Source organism: Achromobacter sp. UBA4530, assembly GCF_002388205.1.
Lineage (GTDB): Bacteria > Pseudomonadota > Gammaproteobacteria > Burkholderiales > Burkholderiaceae_B > Achromobacter > Achromobacter animicus.
In genome coordinates this window covers 1-14,688 of the sequence record NZ_DGMA01000023.1, presented here as the reverse complement: position 1 = coordinate 14,688, position 14,688 = coordinate 1, and the positions used below count along the sequence as shown (strand labels likewise).

Sequence of the window (14,688 nt, the reverse complement as noted above, 5' to 3'; positions counted from 1 at the left end):
GGGAAAAGATGCTGGAGGCGCAAGCCGGAATCGAACCGACGTACACGGATTTGCAATCCGCTGCATAACCACTCTGCCATTGCGCCAGCACTTGCAAGAAAAAAGGAAGCGCGGTGTTGGCCGATGCTTCCTCTTTGTATTTGGAGCGGGAGACGAGTCTCGAACTCGCGACCTCAACCTTGGCAAGGTTGCGCTCTACCAACTGAGCTACTCCCGCGGGGGTACTGCTGGGGTACTGCTGGGTACTGCTTATTACTACTAAGCTACAAGCCTTCGCTTGTTCTGATGAATGCCTGTTTTGGTATCAGGGCTGTTCACCAAAGACAGCGATTGTACATACTTTTAAGGGTCTTTGCACGGCAGACCGAAATCTGGAGCGGGAGACGAGTCTCGAACTCGCGACCTCAACCTTGGCAAGGTTGCGCTCTACCAACTGAGCTACTCCCGCATTTGCTAATACCCTCATCGCTGGCTGTGCGCTTGAGTCTTCAAGAAGAATCTTCAAGAATCTGGCGGCTGTCCAATCAGCGAGGCGAGAGTATACATTAATTTTTTCATCCATCAAGTCGGCTCGCATGTGCTGCATGAACTGGCTTTTCAGGCATGAAAAAAGGGCCTTTCGGCCCTTGCTTTCAATGATCTGCAGCACTGAACAAGCTGCACATCAAAATCTGGAGCGGGAGACGAGTCTCGAACTCGCGACCTCAACCTTGGCAAGGTTGCGCTCTACCAACTGAGCTACTCCCGCATTGGTTCCGCAAACTGCTCAGAACCGCTTTTCTTATTCACTCTGATCAACTTGGTTATCGATCAGAAGGCGCGCAGTCTAGCACGATTTTTTGAGCTTGTCCTGAGCCGCCGTGGCCGTTTCGATTCGAACTTCAAATCGGGTCAAGCACTCAATCAAGTAAACTGAGCGAAGACAGAAACTATAGCACACCACGTAGCACCCATGTCAAATTCCTTCGCCGGACCCGCGTCCGATTCGTTGTCTCCGGCCGTGCAGGACCTTACTCGTCTGAATACGCTGGGACTCGCGTCCCGGGCCGACGCCTTCGTCGCGCTGCGCGATCCGGCGCAATTGCCGGCCTTGTCGGCGCTCGCGCAAGCGGCGCCGTCGCTGCTGGTGTTGGGCGGCGGCAGCAATGTGGTGTTGCCCGAGCGTGTGCCGGGCTTGGTCGCGCGCGTCGCGTTCGAAGGCGTGCGTCTGCTGGAGGCGCGGCCGGACGCATGGATCGTCGAAGCCGCGGGCGGCGAGAGCTGGCACGGATTCGTAGCGGCCTGCGTGGCGCAGGGATGGGACGGCCTGGAGAATCTGGCGTTGATCCCCGGTACCGTCGGCGCCTCGCCGGTGCAGAACATCGGCGCTTACGGCGTCGAGCTGCAGGAGCGGTTCCACAGTCTGACGGCCTGGGATGTGCGCGAGGCACGCTTCGTGGAAATGCGGGCGGCCGAGTGCAGGTTTTCATACCGCGACAGCACGTTCAAACATGATGAACCTGGCCGCTGGATCATCGTAAGCGTGCGGTTTGCGTTGCCGCGCCCCTGGCGGCCGGTGCTGGAATATCCCGATCTGCAACGTCATGCGCGGCTGGCGGACGGAGCGCCCAGCGCGCGCGACGTGTTCGAGGCGGTTTGCGAGATCCGGCGAGCCAAGCTGCCGGACCCCGCCGTCACCGGAAATGCGGGCAGCTTCTTCAAGAATCCGATCGTGCCGGCTGCGCAGCGTGAAGCGCTGGCGGCGCGTTTTCCCGGCCTGGTGTCGTATCCGCAGCCCGATGGCCGCTACAAGCTGGCCGCCGGCTGGCTGATCGATCAATGCGGCTGGAAGGGCAAGGCGTTGGGCGCGGCGGGTGTGCATGATCGCCAGGCGCTCGTGCTGATCAATCGAGGCGGCGCCACGGCCGAGGACATCATGGGCCTGGCGCGAGCGGTGCAGGACGCCGTGGCTGACCGTTATGGCGTGCGGCTGGAGCCGGAACCCGTCGTGGTGTGACCGGGCGCGCCTAGCCGGCCGCGCTTAGCCAGCCGCACCTAGCCGGCCGCACCTAGCCGGCCGCGCCAAAAGAACCGCAAGAACACGGCATGAAAAAAGGACCCCGAGGGGTCCTTTATTTTTGGCGCCGTGAACCGGATCAGAGGCCCAGCACCGACTGCATGTCGTACAGACCGTTGCTCTTGCCGTCGAGGAAGCGCGCCGCGCGCAGCGCGCCTTCCGCGTAGGTGGCCCGGCTGGACGAGCGGTGCGTGATTTCGATGCGCTCGCCGATGCCGCAGAACGACACGGTGTGATCGCCAACGATGTCGCCGCCGCGCAGCACCGAAAAGCCGATGGTGCCGGGTTTGCGCACGCCGGTGTCGCCGTGGCGGCTCCAGGTGGCGACGTCGGGCAGGGCAACGTCCCAGGCGGACGCAATCGTTTCGCCCATCTTCAGCGCCGTGCCCGAAGGCGCGTCGACCTTGTTGCGATGGTGCGCTTCAAACACTTCGACGTCATAGCCGGCGTTCAGGATGCGGGCCGCCATGTCCAGCAGCTTGAGCGTGGCGTTGACGCCCACGCTCATGTTGGGGGCGAACACGATGGCGGTCTTTTGCGCAGCGACTTCGATTGCGGCGCGGCCATTGTCGTCAAAACCGGTGGTGCCGATGACGGCCTTCACGCCGTGCTTGACGCAGGCTTCCAGGTGCTTGAGCGTGCCTTCCGGGCGGGTGAAGTCGATCAGGCAATCGGCGCCGGCAAGGGCGTCCAGATCATCCGTGATGGCCACGCCCGTCTGCTTGCCCAACTGGGCGCCGGCATCGCGGCCCAGCGAAGCGGAGCCCGGGACGTCCAGCGCAACAGCCAGCTCCAGGCCGTCGGCCTTCAGGATGGCCTCGATCAGCATCTGGCCCATGCGGCCGTTGGCGCCGGCGATAGCAATACGCATAAAAAAAGTCCTTCGGTTTAAAGCAGCGGCTCGGGCGCGTTGCCCGGCTGGCCTGGGTATTGGTTGAGCGGGCTGACGGGCGCATCGGCGTCGCGCTTCTGTTCGTCCTGCTCTTGCTTGATACGCTCTTCGTCCCGATTCAGACGCTTGTCGGCCTTTTCGTCGGCAACGGCATCCGGCGTGTTGATCTGGTAGGGCTGCAGATCAGGCTGCTTGTCGCCTTCCCAGCGCACGAGGCGGTCGTTTTCGAACCAGACGGTGAACTTGCGCTCTTGCGAGTTGCCGTAACCGGGCTTGAAGTAATACGGGTAGTCCCAGCGGTTGGCGTGCAGCACGCTGGTGAGCGTGGGGCTGCCGAGTGCGAAGCGGACTTGTTCGCGGGTCATGCCGGGCTGGAGCAGTGCGACCTGTTCCTGCGTGATCCAGTTACCCTGCTGGACCGGAGCTTTGTAAGGGAAGCCCCATTTGTTTGAGGTGCAGCCCGCCAAGGCGACGGCCAGGGCGGCGACGGCCAAACCGGTCTTCAGAGAGCGGGAGGGAATACGTGCAAACATGGACACTACGCGCCCCTATTATTTGGAAGCAAGCAAAACCGTTATCATAAAGGTTTCATCAGGATAGTTCCGCGAGGCGGCATGAATTCGGCGAGCCGGCTTGCGGTGACCCCAGTCCTTGCCCATGCCAACGCGGACGGAGAGCGATTACACCATGAGCGACCAAAGCGAACTGAAAAACATGGGTTTGAAGGCGACTTTTCCTCGCCTGAAAATTCTTGATATTTTCCGCAAATCGGGTGAACGGCACCTGAGCGCCGAAGACGTCTACCGCGCCCTCATCGGCGAAAACGTCGAGATCGGCCTGGCTACCGTCTACCGCGTGCTGACCCAGTTCGAGCAGGCCGGCATCCTGGCGCGCAGCCAGTTCGACAGCGGCAAGGCCGTTTTCGAATTGAACGACGGCGACCACCACGACCACTTGATCTGCACCAATTGCGGAAAGGTTGTCGAGTTTTCGGATCCCGAGATCGAAAAGCGCCAGCAGAAGATCGCCAAGGACAACGCCTTCGCGCTGGAAAGCCACGCGATGGTGCTGTACGGCGTCTGCGGTAGCTGCCTCAAGGGCCGTTAAGCCCGGCTCGGCAGGTTAGCGGCCGGCGCGTCCGGCTGCTTAGGTGAAAAACAAAGCCCCTTCGATGTGAAGGGGCTTTTTGCATTTGGCCGTTGCGTGCGCGTCGGTCGATCGATGCCCTCACGAGGGGTCAGACTCAGGGCGCACTCTGCCCGAAGCCTTCCAGCATTTCGCGCGCGTGTTCCCGGGTGGTGGCGGTGAGTTTCATGCCGCCCAGCATGCGCGCGATTTCCTCGACGCGGGCCGGGGCGTCCAGCGGTTCGATGCTGGAGCGCGTGGTGCCGCGCGATTCGGCCTTGCTGACCAGGAACTGGTTGTTGGCGCAGGCAGCAACCTGGGGCAGGTGGGTGACGCACAGCACCTGATGGCGTTCACCCAGCTCGCGCAGCAGCTTGCCGACGGATTCGGCGACCGCGCCGCCCACGCCGCTGTCGACTTCGTCGAAGATCAGCGTGGGGACGCGCGCCGCGCGGCTGGCGATAACCGATAGCGCAAGCGAGATGCGGGACAGTTCGCCGCCCGACGCGACCTTGGCCAGCGGCCGCGGGGTAGTGCCGGCGTGGCCGGCGACCAGAAATTCGACCTGTTCGCTGCCGTGTGCGGAGGGCGCGGACGGCGCGAGCGTCGGTTCGAAGCGGCCGCCCTGCATTGCGAGCGTCTGCATGGCCTGGGTGACCTGCTTGCCCAGATCCTTGGCAACCTTGCGGCGCGCGGTCGTGAGCTTGGCGGCGACTGCGTCGTATTGCGCCTGCGCCGCAGCCGCCTGGGCGCGCAGCGCGTCGATGTCGCCGGCGGCCTGCAGGGCCGCCAGCTCTGCATGCAGGGATTCCCGCAATTCGCACAACGCGTCGGGTTCGGTGCGGAACTTGCGGGCGGTCTCGAACACCAGCCCAAGACGCGCTTCCACGTCCGCAAGCCGCTTCGGATCAAGTTCGACCCGGCTGACATAGTTGTTCAGGTCGGACACGGCTTCGCTGATGGCGATGCGGGCCGATTCCAGTTCGTCATGGACGCCCTTCAGGCCCGGATCGTGCCGCAGCATCTGCTGCAGACGCTGGTTTGCGGCCGTCACCCGATGATGCGCGGAGTCGCCTTCGCCGTCCAGCGTTTCAAGGATCTGCGAAGCCCCGTCCAGCAGCGATTGCGAATGCGACAGGCGCGTGTGCTCGGATTGCAGGGCTTCCCATTCGTCCGGCCCGAGGTTGAGCTGGTCGAGTTCATTGACCCGCCATTGCAGGCTTTCGCGTTCTGTCGCGAGGCTTTCAGCGTCTTTTTCAGCGGATTCCAATTGGCGCGCCAGTGCGCGCCATTGCTTCCATGCCTGGCCGACCGCCTGGCGCAGATCGCCATGGCCGCCGTGCGCGTCCAGCAGGTCGCGCTGGGCATCGGGACGCATCAGGCTTTGGTGCGCGTGCTGGCCGTGGATGTCGACCAGGCTGTCGCCGAGTTCGCGCAGCTGCGCCACGGTGGCCGGTGTGCCGTTGATGTAAGCGCGGCTGCGGCCTTGCGCATCGATGACACGCCGCAGCGAGAGTTCGTCGTCGGCGTCGATCTCGCGTTCGGCCAGCCACGCATGCAGGGCCTTGGGGGTGTCGAAGACGGCGGTGATGTCGGCGCGGGTTGCGCCTTCGCGCAGCATGCTGGCGTCGCCGCGCTCGCCAAGGGTGAGGGCCAGCGCATCGACCAGGATGGATTTGCCGGCGCCGGTTTCGCCGGAAAAGACGGTAAAGCCGGGTCCGAAATGGATTTCGGTCTGTTCGACGATGACGAAGTCGCGGATGTGCAGGGTGCGCAGCATGTGGGGGCGCTAACTACTCTACGTTGTCGGAGGCTTCGGGCATCAGGTTCCAGTGCAGCTTGCGGCGCAGGGTGGAGAAGAAGCTATAGCCTTCGGGATGCACGAATCGGATGGTGTAGGGCGCGCGCTGCACGACGATACGGTCGCCCGGTTGCAGGTCGGACCAGGTCTGCATGTCGAAATGCACACTGGCGCCGACTTCGACGCGGCCCATGGCAGTGAGCGTCATGTTGAGCACACCGGTGTCCGGGATGACGATGGGGCGGTTCGACAGCGTTTGCGGCGCCACCGGCACCAGCACCATGGCGTTCATGCCCGGATGCAGAATGGGGCCGTTGGCCGACAGCGCATAGGCGGTGGACCCTGTGGGCGTGGCGATGATCAGGCCGTCGGCACGCTGGGTATACATGAAGGCGCCGTCCAGTTCGACCCGGACCTCGATCATGCCGCCGCGTCCCGCACGGTTCAGGACCACGTCGTTCAGCGCCGAGGCGGAGTACATCTTTTGATCACCGCGCCATACGCTGCCTTCGAGCAGCATGCGGTCTTCGATCTGGAAGCTGCCCTCGAGCACCCGGGCAAGCGCTGCGTGCGCGTCCTGCAAGGCGATGTCGGTGATGAAGCCCAGGCGCCCGTGGTTGATGCCGACCAGCGGCATGCCGTAGGGCGCGAGATGGCGGCTGGCGCCCAGCACGGTGCCGTCGCCGCCCATGACCACGGCCAGCGAGGCGGTCTTGCCGATTTCCTCGAGCGTGGCGATGGGATATTCGGTCAGCCCGGTATTGCGCGCCGTGTCCGCGTCGATCAACACATGCCGGCCCGCTTGCGTCAGCGCGTGCGCAAGGGCTCTCAGCGGTGTGTCCAGGCCGGTGTCCTGGTATCTGCCGATCAGGGCGACGGTGGGAAAGTGCATGGCTGCGTACAAATGAAAAAGGGCAAAACCGTAAAGCTGAATGTACCCAGAATGGGCCGATTAGCCGATTATATGGGGCCGTATATCGGGTTGCGGGACAAAAATCGCCCCAACCGAAAAAGATTCCCTAAAATAGCCGCTATGGATGACCGCGCACGCGCATTACTGAAAGCGTTGATAGAACGCTACATCGCCGATGGGCAGCCAGTCGGCTCGCGGACGCTATCTAAAGTCTTCGACTTGTCCCCAGCCACCATCCGCAACGTCATGGCGGACCTGGAAGAGCTGGGGCTGATCCATAGCCCGCATACTTCCGCCGGCCGTGTACCCACGCCGCGCGGATACCGCATGTTCGTCGATTCGCTGCTGTCGGTACAGTCGTACCAGCTTCAGCCGCACAACATGGGCGAAATGCTCTCTGCCGCCGAACCCACTCGCGCCGTCAACGCGGCCGCCGCGTTGCTGTCGAATCTGACGCAATTCGCGGGCGTGGTGCTCACGCCCAAGCGGGCCCAGGTGTTCCGCCAGATCGAATTCATCCGCCTGTCCGACAAGCGCGTCCTGTTGATCATCGTGACGCCCGATGGCGACGTCCAGAACCGCATTCTCTTCGTCCAGCGGGATTACGCCGAATCCGAACTGCTGGAGGCCGGCAACTTCTTCAACATGCACTTCGCCGGCAAGTCGTTCAATGCCGTGCGGCAGACGCTTTCGACCGAGCTGGCCCAGTTGCGCGAAGACATCTCGCGCCTCATGCAGGCCGCCGTCGAGGCCAGTGCCGAAGCTGCCGAGGACGGCGACGCCGTGGTCATTTCCGGCGAGCGAAAGCTGCTGGACGTGACCGACATCGCGTCCGACATGCACCGGCTGCGCAAGATGTTTTCGTTGTTCGAGAAAAAGACCGACCTGCTGCAGTTGCTGGATGTCTCCAGCCGGGCGCAGGGCGTGCAGATCTACATCGGTGGCGATTCGCAACTGGTGCCCCTGGAAGACGTTTCCGTCATCACCGCGCCGTATGGCGTGGATGGCAAGGTGGTGGGCACGCTGGGCGTCATCGGTCCGACCCGCATGGCCTACGAGCGCGTCATACCCATCGTGGACATCACGGCGCGCCTGCTGTCCAACGCCCTCAGCCACAACCAGTAGTTCCATTCAAAGCTACATCCTCCTTGTGGAGGAAGGGGAGTTTTTGTGTTTCTTCGCCTGTTCAAGTATCTCTGGCCTGAGCGCTACCTTCCTGAACCCGAGCAAGAAGACCCCTTCAACGAAGATCCGCCGCCGCGCGTGCCTGGCAAGGTCGGCGTGCTGCTGGTGAACCTGGGCACGCCCGACACGCCGACGGCCAAGGACATCCGCAAGTACCTGGGCGAATTCCTGTCCGACCCCCGCGTCATCGAGATCCCGCGCTACCTCTGGAAGCCCATCCTGCACGGCATCGTGCTCGTGCGCCGCCCCAAGCGCCTCGAGCCCCGCTATGGCGGCATCTGGATGAAGGAAGGCTCGCCCCTGATGGTCTACAGCCAGCGGCAGACCGACGGCGTGCGCGCCGCCCTGCAGGCGGCCGGGGTGGATGCCGCGGTCGAACTGGGCATGCGCTATGGCAATCCCTCCATCCCCCACGCCATCTCCAACCTGCGCAAGCAGGGCTGCGAGCGCATCCTGACCGTGCCGCTGTATCCGCAGTACGCCGCCAGCACCACCGCCACCGTCGTCGACGCGGTTACCCGCTACATGGGCAAGCTGCGCGATCAGCCGGAAATGCGCTTCATCAAGCGGTTCCACGACGACCCCGCCTACCTGGACCCGCTCGCCGCGCGCATCGAACGGTACTGGAGCGAACACGGCAAGCCTCAGAAGCTGGTCATGAGCTTTCATGGCCTGCCGCGCTACTCCATCGAGCTGGGCGACCCGTATTACCGCGACTGCATGGAGACGGCCCGGCTCCTGGCCCAGCGACTTTCGCTGCCCCGCGACCAGATCGAAGTGACCTTCCAGAGCCGGTTCGGCACCGCCCGCTGGCTGGAGCCCTACACCGAACCGACCCTCAAGGCACTAGCCGCATCGGGCGTCACCGAGGTCGATGTGGTGTGCCCGGGATTTGTGGCAGACTGTCTCGAAACCCTGGAAGAAATCAGCCTGGAATGCCGCGACGCCTTTCTCGAGGCCGGTGGCAAGCAGTTCCGTTACATTCCCGCCATCAACGACGATCCGACCTGGATCGCGGGGTTGTCTGGGCTGGTGGAACGATACTTGCAGGGGTGGATTCCAGACACCACGGATTTGAAGGAGAAGGCGCATGCACCATGATCCCAAGACTGGCGAATCGGTCAAGAAGGGCAAAGTCAGCACTCCCGTCGACGAAGACCGCGTCGAACACGACCTGGATGAGGCCCTGGCCGACACCTTCCCGGCCAGCGACCCCGTCGCGATCCCTTCGGATCCGGACGCGGACGACAAGCGGGTGGACCGCGCACTGAAGGAAAGCTTCCCCGCCAGCGACCCCGTCGCTCCCGCGCAGCCAAGCAAAAAGTAGGAAACCGCCGCCAGGCGCCCGGCCGCGGCGCCGGGTCCTGGGGAATATTTCGTTTACCCGGGCTTGAATTAGGGGTATTGGCCCCCATTCATGTCTCCGAAAGCCATTCTTTTTGGAGGATTCCCCATGACGGCACCCCACGAGCCTGCTGACCAGGCGCCCGAAGTCGGCCAGAACGCCGATGCGGCACCCGCCGCCCAGGACGCCGCGCAGGCCGAGCTGAACGAGTTGCGCGCCCAGCTGGACGCCGCCCAGGCTACCGTCAACGAGCAGCACGACCAGCTTCTGCGTGTGCAAGCTGAAGCCGAGAACGTGCGCCGCCGCGCCCAGGAAGAAGTGTCCAAGGCGCGCAAGTTCGGCATCGAATCGTTCGCCGAAAGCCTGGTTCCGGTCAAGGACAGCCTGGAAGCTGCGCTGGCCCAACCTGATCAGACGGTCGAAACGCTGCGCGAAGGCGTCGAAGTCACCCTTAAGCAGTTGGCCGCCGCATTCGAGCGCAACCTGCTCAAGGAAATCGCACCGGCGCAGGGCGACAAATTCGATCCGCACCAGCATCAGGCCATTTCGTCCATTCCGCATGAACAGCCCGCCAACACGGTGGTGCAACTGCTGCAGAAGGGCTATGTGATCGCCGACCGCACCCTGCGCCCCGCGCTCGTGGTCGTCTCGGCTGGCCAGGGCTGAACCGCCTTTCCGCCATGACCGACCCGCGCTTCGACCCGGCCCAGGTATTCCAGGTGTTCGGCATGCGCCATGTCGATACTGCGGGGTTCGACGCGGCCGTGGTGCAAGCGCCCGGCGCCGACCTGCGCTGTGTCTTCCTGTGGGGCCAGGATTGCTACAACTGCAACCTGTTCAAGCAGGCGGCGCTGCTGCACCAGGAAACGCTGCTGGGGCTTGGCCTTACGTGGTTCGAAGCTGATGTCTACGCGGATGAACCGCTGGGCCGCCGGTTTTCGTTGCATGGCGTCCCCACTTTTGTGCTGTACCGGTCCGGCAAGCGCCTTGGGCGCATCACCGGCTGGCCCGGATTGCCCCAGTTCACGGCGGCAATCCAGCGCCTGCAGGGCCCGGGCCCGGAAATTTCCAGCCCGGCGTCTTGAAAAACCCCACGGGCAGCCCCAGTTACGGGGAGACAAGCAGTTTTCCCCAAATTTTCATAGATTTAATAATCAAGGTAACCCACCATGAGCAAGATTATTGGCATTGACCTGGGAACGACCAACAGCTGCGTGGCTGTCATGGACGGCGGGCAGGTCAAGATCATCGAAAACGCGGAAGGTGCTCGCACCACTCCCTCCATCGTTGCCTACATGGATGACGGCGAGACCCTGGTCGGCGCGCCTGCCAAGCGTCAGGCCGTGACCAACCCGCGCAACACGCTGTATGCAGTGAAGCGCCTGATCGGCCGCAAGTTCGAAGAAAAAGCCGTGCAAAAGGACATCAATCTGATGCCCTACGCCATCGTCAAAGCCGACAACGGCGACGCCTGGGTTGAAGTGCGCGGCAAGAAGATGGCGCCTCCCCAAGTGTCGGCCGACGTGCTGCGCAAGATGAAGAAGACCGCCGAGGACTACCTGGGCGAAGAAGTGACCGAGGCCGTCATCACCGTGCCCGCGTACTTCAACGACAGCCAGCGCCAGGCCACCAAGGACGCTGGCCGCATCGCGGGCCTGGAAGTCAAGCGCATCATCAACGAACCCACCGCTGCGGCGCTGGCGTTCGGCCTGGACAAGACCGAAAAGGGCGACCGCAAGATCGCCGTCTATGACCTGGGCGGCGGCACGTTCGACGTGTCCATCATCGAAATCGCCGATGTGGACGGCGAAAAGCAGTTCGAAGTGCTGTCGACCAACGGCGACACCTTCCTGGGCGGCGAAGACTTCGACCAGCGCATCATCGACTACATCATTGCCGAGTTCAAGAAGGAACAAGGCGTTGACCTGTCCAAGGACGTGCTGGCGCTGCAACGCCTGAAGGAAGCTGCCGAAAAGGCCAAGATCGAACTGTCCTCCGCGCAGCAGACCGAAATCAACCTGCCGTACATCACGGCCGATGCTTCCGGTCCCAAGCACCTGAACCTGAAGATCACGCGCGCCAAGCTGGAAGCGCTGGTCGAAGAACTGATCGAACGCACGATCGAGCCCTGCCGCGTCGCCATCAAGGACGCCGGCGTCAAGGTTTCCGACATCGACGACGTGATCCTGGTCGGCGGCATGACCCGCATGCCCAAGGTCCAGGAAAAGGTGAAGGAATTCTTCGGCAAGGATCCGCGCAAGGACGTGAACCCCGACGAAGCCGTCGCCGCTGGCGCCGCCATTCAGGGCTCCGTGCTGTCGGGCGACCGCAAGGACGTGCTGCTGCTGGACGTCACGCCGCTGTCCCTGGGTATCGAAACCCTGGGTGGCGTCATGACCAAGATGATCCAGAAGAACACCACGATCCCGACCCGGTTCTCGCAGACGTTCTCGACGGCCGACGACAACCAGCCGGCCGTGACGATCAAGGTCTTCCAGGGCGAGCGCGAAATCGCTGCGGGCAACAAGGCCCTGGGCGAGTTCAACCTTGAAGGGATCCCGCCGTCGCCGCGCGGCATGCCGCAGATCGAAGTCACGTTCGACATCGACGCCAACGGCATCCTGCACGTGTCCGCCAAGGACAAGGGCACCGGCAAGGAAAACAAGATCACCATCAAGGCCAACTCGGGTCTGTCGGAAGACGAGATCCAGCGCATGGTCAAGGATGCCGAGGCCAACGCCGAGGAAGATCATCGCGTCGCCGAACTGGCTCAGTCGCGTAACCAGGCCGACGCGCTGGTGCATGCCACCCGCAAGTCGTTGACCGAGTACGGCGACAAGCTCGAAGCTGCCGAGAAGGAAAGCATCGAGGCCGCCATCAAGGACCTGGAAGAAACGCTGAAGGAAGGCGACAAGGCCGCGATCGACGCCAAGGTCGAAGCCCTGTCCACGGCTTCGCAGAAACTGGGCGAAAAGATGTACGCCGACATGCAGGCGCAGCAAGCCGCCGGCCAGCAGCAAGCGGCCGACAACGCGAAGCCGGTGGACGACAACGTCGTCGACGCCGACTTCAAGGAAGTCAAGCGCGACCAATAATGGCCGGGCACTGACCTGCCTCTGCCGCCCGGTAGCCGGAGAAATCCGCCTACCGGGCGTACTCATTCTGTAGCACTGAAAAGAAGGCTCGGTTTCGAGCCCACGGATCATGGCAAAACGCGACTATTACGAAATCCTGGGCGTGGCAAAAAACGCCTCGGACGACGATCTCAAGAAGGCCTATCGAAAGCTGGCCATGAAATACCATCCGGACCGTAATCCGGACAGCAAAGAAGCCGAAGAGAAGTTCAAGGAAGCCAAGGAAGCCTACGAGGTCCTGGGCGATGACCAAAAGCGCGCTGCGTACGACCGCTATGGTCATGCAGGCGTCGACCCCAACGCCGCCGGCATGGGCGGCGCGGGCATGGGCGGCGGTTTCGCCGACGCGTTCGGCGACATCTTCGGCGAGATCTTCGGCGGCGCCGGCGGCGGCCGTCGCGGCGGCGGACCCCAGGTCTACCGCGGCGCCGACCTCAAGTACGCGCTGGAAATCACCCTGGAACAAGCGGCAGCCGGTTTCGACACCGAAATCCGCGTCCCCAGCTGGGAAAACTGCGACACCTGCCACGGCTCCGGCGCCAAGCCCGGCACCTCGCCCAAGACCTGCCGCACCTGCGGCGGCTCGGGCGCCGTGCGTATGCAGCAAGGCTTCTTCAGCGTCCAGCAGACCTGCCCCACCTGCCACGGCAACGGCAAGGAAATCACCGACCCCTGCCAAGCCTGCGACGGCGTCGGCCGCATTCGCCGCAACAAGACCCTCCAGGTCAAGATTCCGGCCGGCATCGACGACGGCATGCGCATCCGCTCCAGCGGCAATGGCGAACCCGGCATCAACGGCGGTCCTCCCGGCGACCTGTATGTGGAAATCCACATCAAGCAGCACAAGATCTTCCAGCGCGACGGCGACGACCTGCACTGCGAACTGACCATCCCGTTCACCACGGCGGCACTGGGCGGCGAACTCCAGGTCCCCACGCTGGGCGGCAAGGCCGAGATCTCCATCCCCGAAGGCACGCAATCCGGCAAAACCTTCCGCCTGCGCGGCAAGGGCATCCGCGGCGTGCGCGGCAGCTACCCGGGCGACCTGTACTGCCACGTCGTGGTGGAAACTCCCGTGCGCCTGAGCGACGACCAAAAGAACATCCTGCGCCAATTCGAGGCTTCGCTGAACGACGGTGGCGATCGCCACTCGCCGCAAAGCAAGTCCTGGACGGACCGTGTCAAGGAATTCTTCAGCTGATCAGTCTTCAACTGATCGCGCTGCCGCTCAGCGCAAAAAGCCGCGACGAGAGTCGCGGCTTTTTTTCGTTTGGTCGCCAACAATGCTTGGCGCGTCAGGGACAGTGCTGCGGGATCACGCAGAACTGCGAGCCCCTTAGCGGGTGCTCGGCGGGTAGTCGAGTTCGCCGAACGTGTACTCGCCGTTGGCCTTGGCGTGCTCAAGCTGGACGCGCACGTCCTGCTCGGTCAGGTTGGAGGTGCGGGGCTGTGCCGCCGGATAGCCCTGCTCGCCGAAAGTGTATTGGCCGCTGACCTTGGCTTCCTGCAATTCGGCCGCCACCTGGGAACGGGACTTGGATTGTTCAACGCCAGCTGCGTGAGCGCCGGCGCCTGCCAGGGCCAGGGAAACAAACAGCGTCGTGGCCAGGATTTTCATGAGTGAGACCTCCAGATTGCTTTAAGTGAAACCGAGTCCGGCGGCCCATCGTCGTGGTCCATCTGATGATCTCGATGGCCAGATGAAGCACGCCAAATCCCGGCATGAACCCGAACGGCATGAAACCACCTTCCAAATTGGCGAGATATCGAAGGGCTTCTAAAAATTACGCATATGCGGGAATACGCAGTCCAGGAAGCCTTTACCAGCATGCAATGCACAGCCTGCATGCAGGTGCTACACCAAGCGCTCCACTAGGGGCGCAACGCAGCGCTGCCATAAGCCCTCTACCAACGCGCAACACACACTTCTGCCCAGGGCTCTCCACCAGCGCGCAGCGCACCCCCGCTGACGCAACGCATCGCGTAAGCGTTGCAAGGCCGCCCGCGCGGCCGACGCAACGCGGGCCCCGCAAGATCCTCCACAGGCGAAAGCTCGTCGCAAAAACGCCAAGAAATCCGCCCGTCCCAGCGTCCGAGGCCGTTCGACACGGCGAGCCTGGTGTGGCCACGGCACTCGGCGCGCGGGGCGTCGATAAGCCCAACGGAATCCGAAGGAACCGCCGAAGGCGGTGACGCGGATGAGGCAGGGGAAGTCCGGAGCGAAGGCTCCGGACCGC

General features: G+C 63.2%; 14 protein-coding genes and 4 tRNA genes. 9 read left to right on the top strand and 9 right to left on the bottom strand.

The genetic code is table 11. The features are described from left to right. Nucleotides 1-12: 12 nt before the first annotated feature. The 4 genes from B2W22_RS16295 to B2W22_RS16280 all read right to left on the bottom strand — a co-directional run bounded on the left by B2W22_RS16295 (nucleotide 13) and on the right by B2W22_RS16280 (nucleotide 748). Nucleotides 13-86: transfer RNA gene (locus B2W22_RS16295), tRNA-Cys, on the bottom strand. Nucleotides 87-141: 55 nt separating this feature from the next. Further along, a tRNA-Gly gene (locus B2W22_RS16290) sits at nucleotides 142-217 on the bottom strand. Nucleotides 218-372: 155 nt separating this feature from the next. Next, nucleotides 373-448 (bottom strand) — tRNA-Gly (locus B2W22_RS16285). A gap of 224 nt (nucleotides 449-672) precedes the next feature. Then, nucleotides 673-748 (bottom strand) — tRNA-Gly (locus B2W22_RS16280). 204 nt (nucleotides 749-952) lie between these two features. Here B2W22_RS16280 and murB point away from each other — a divergent pair. Then, nucleotides 953-1,996, top strand: a complete 1,044-nt coding sequence (gene murB, locus B2W22_RS16275) for a UDP-N-acetylmuramate dehydrogenase (RefSeq protein WP_286938769.1) — start codon at nucleotides 953-955, stop codon at nucleotides 1,994-1,996. A 139-nt stretch (nucleotides 1,997-2,135) separates the two neighbouring features. Here murB and dapB read toward each other — a convergent pair whose 3' ends face one another. Together dapB and B2W22_RS16265 are read right to left on the bottom strand one after the other, a co-directional pair. Next, nucleotides 2,136-2,927, bottom strand: coding sequence for a 4-hydroxy-tetrahydrodipicolinate reductase (dapB, locus tag B2W22_RS16270; protein WP_175123167.1), 792 nt, complete (start codon nucleotides 2,925-2,927; stop codon nucleotides 2,136-2,138). A 17-nt stretch (nucleotides 2,928-2,944) separates the two neighbouring features. After that, nucleotides 2,945-3,481, bottom strand: a complete 537-nt coding sequence (locus tag B2W22_RS16265) for an outer membrane protein assembly factor BamE (RefSeq protein WP_175137203.1) — start codon at nucleotides 3,479-3,481, stop codon at nucleotides 2,945-2,947. Between the two features lie 154 nt (nucleotides 3,482-3,635). On the opposite strand from B2W22_RS16265, the gene fur reads away from it, so the two are divergent. Then, on the top strand, nucleotides 3,636-4,055 hold the full coding sequence (gene fur / locus B2W22_RS16260; RefSeq protein ID WP_175184123.1) for a ferric iron uptake transcriptional regulator: 420 nt from the start codon (nucleotides 3,636-3,638) through the stop codon (nucleotides 4,053-4,055). 136 nt (nucleotides 4,056-4,191) lie between these two features. Here fur and recN read toward each other — a convergent pair whose 3' ends face one another. Together recN and B2W22_RS16250 are read right to left on the bottom strand one after the other, a co-directional pair. Further along, a complete protein-coding gene (recN, locus tag B2W22_RS16255; RefSeq protein ID WP_286938767.1) occupies nucleotides 4,192-5,853 on the bottom strand; it encodes a DNA repair protein RecN in 1,662 nt (553 codons plus the stop codon). A 13-nt stretch (nucleotides 5,854-5,866) separates the two neighbouring features. After that, nucleotides 5,867-6,766 carry an NAD kinase gene (locus B2W22_RS16250; protein WP_105237577.1) on the bottom strand — a complete coding sequence of 300 codons (900 nt, stop codon included), beginning with the start codon at nucleotides 6,764-6,766 and terminating at the stop codon, nucleotides 5,867-5,869. Between the two features lie 141 nt (nucleotides 6,767-6,907). Between B2W22_RS16250 and hrcA the strand changes: the two genes are divergently transcribed. The 7 genes from hrcA to dnaJ all read left to right on the top strand — a co-directional run bounded on the left by hrcA (nucleotide 6,908) and on the right by dnaJ (nucleotide 13,652). Then, nucleotides 6,908-7,912: a heat-inducible transcriptional repressor HrcA gene (hrcA, locus tag B2W22_RS16245; RefSeq protein WP_286938766.1), complete on the top strand. Its 1,005-nt coding sequence runs from the start codon at nucleotides 6,908-6,910 to the stop codon at nucleotides 7,910-7,912. Between the two features lie 45 nt (nucleotides 7,913-7,957). Beyond that, complete coding sequence (gene hemH, locus B2W22_RS16240) at nucleotides 7,958-9,073, top strand: ferrochelatase (protein WP_286938764.1); 1,116 nt, start codon at nucleotides 7,958-7,960, stop codon at nucleotides 9,071-9,073. Further along, nucleotides 9,063-9,299: a hypothetical protein gene (locus B2W22_RS16235; protein WP_175123163.1), complete on the top strand. Its 237-nt coding sequence runs from the start codon at nucleotides 9,063-9,065 to the stop codon at nucleotides 9,297-9,299. The genes hemH and B2W22_RS16235 overlap by 11 nt, the downstream gene beginning before the upstream one ends. A 126-nt stretch (nucleotides 9,300-9,425) precedes the next feature. Beyond that, nucleotides 9,426-9,983, top strand: coding sequence for a nucleotide exchange factor GrpE (grpE, locus tag B2W22_RS16230; protein WP_175123162.1), 558 nt, complete (start codon nucleotides 9,426-9,428; stop codon nucleotides 9,981-9,983). 14 nt (nucleotides 9,984-9,997) lie between these two features. After that, nucleotides 9,998-10,402 carry a thioredoxin family protein gene (locus B2W22_RS16225; RefSeq protein ID WP_175137206.1) on the top strand — a complete coding sequence of 135 codons (405 nt, stop codon included), beginning with the start codon at nucleotides 9,998-10,000 and terminating at the stop codon, nucleotides 10,400-10,402. An 84-nt stretch (nucleotides 10,403-10,486) separates the two neighbouring features. Then, a complete protein-coding gene (gene dnaK, locus B2W22_RS16220; protein ID WP_175123160.1) occupies nucleotides 10,487-12,412 on the top strand; it encodes a molecular chaperone DnaK in 1,926 nt (641 codons plus the stop codon). Between the two features lie 109 nt (nucleotides 12,413-12,521). Further along, entirely contained in the window at nucleotides 12,522-13,652 is a 1,131-nt protein-coding gene (gene dnaJ, locus B2W22_RS16215) for a molecular chaperone DnaJ (protein WP_175123159.1), read from the top strand. Nucleotides 13,653-13,787: 135 nt separating this feature from the next. Here dnaJ and B2W22_RS16210 read toward each other — a convergent pair whose 3' ends face one another. Further along, nucleotides 13,788-14,069, bottom strand: coding sequence for a DUF4148 domain-containing protein (locus B2W22_RS16210; RefSeq protein ID WP_175184127.1), 282 nt, complete (start codon nucleotides 14,067-14,069; stop codon nucleotides 13,788-13,790). Nucleotides 14,070-14,688: the final 619 nt, after the last annotated feature.

Bases quoted from the DNA above. Each gene is read 5' to 3' on its own strand.
- murB (WP_286938769.1), top strand. From the start codon at position 953: ATGTCAAATTCCTTCGCCGGACCCGCGTCCGATTCGTTGTCTCCGGCC.
- dapB (WP_175123167.1), bottom strand. From the start codon at position 2,927: ATGCGTATTGCTATCGCCGGCGCCAACGGCCGCATGGGCCAGATGCTG.
- B2W22_RS16265 (WP_175137203.1), bottom strand. From the start codon at position 3,481: ATGTTTGCACGTATTCCCTCCCGCTCTCTGAAGACCGGTTTGGCCGTC.
- fur (WP_175184123.1), top strand. From the start codon at position 3,636: ATGAGCGACCAAAGCGAACTGAAAAACATGGGTTTGAAGGCGACTTTT.
- recN (WP_286938767.1), bottom strand. From the start codon at position 5,853: ATGCTGCGCACCCTGCACATCCGCGACTTCGTCATCGTCGAACAGACC.
- B2W22_RS16250 (WP_105237577.1), bottom strand. From the start codon at position 6,766: ATGCACTTTCCCACCGTCGCCCTGATCGGCAGATACCAGGACACCGGC.
- hrcA (WP_286938766.1), top strand. From the start codon at position 6,908: ATGGATGACCGCGCACGCGCATTACTGAAAGCGTTGATAGAACGCTAC.
- B2W22_RS16235 (WP_175123163.1), top strand. From the start codon at position 9,063: ATGCACCATGATCCCAAGACTGGCGAATCGGTCAAGAAGGGCAAAGTC.
- grpE (WP_175123162.1), top strand. From the start codon at position 9,426: ATGACGGCACCCCACGAGCCTGCTGACCAGGCGCCCGAAGTCGGCCAG.
- B2W22_RS16225 (WP_175137206.1), top strand. From the start codon at position 9,998: ATGACCGACCCGCGCTTCGACCCGGCCCAGGTATTCCAGGTGTTCGGC.
- dnaK (WP_175123160.1), top strand. From the start codon at position 10,487: ATGAGCAAGATTATTGGCATTGACCTGGGAACGACCAACAGCTGCGTG.
- dnaJ (WP_175123159.1), top strand. From the start codon at position 12,522: ATGGCAAAACGCGACTATTACGAAATCCTGGGCGTGGCAAAAAACGCC.
- B2W22_RS16210 (WP_175184127.1), bottom strand. From the start codon at position 14,069: ATGAAAATCCTGGCCACGACGCTGTTTGTTTCCCTGGCCCTGGCAGGC.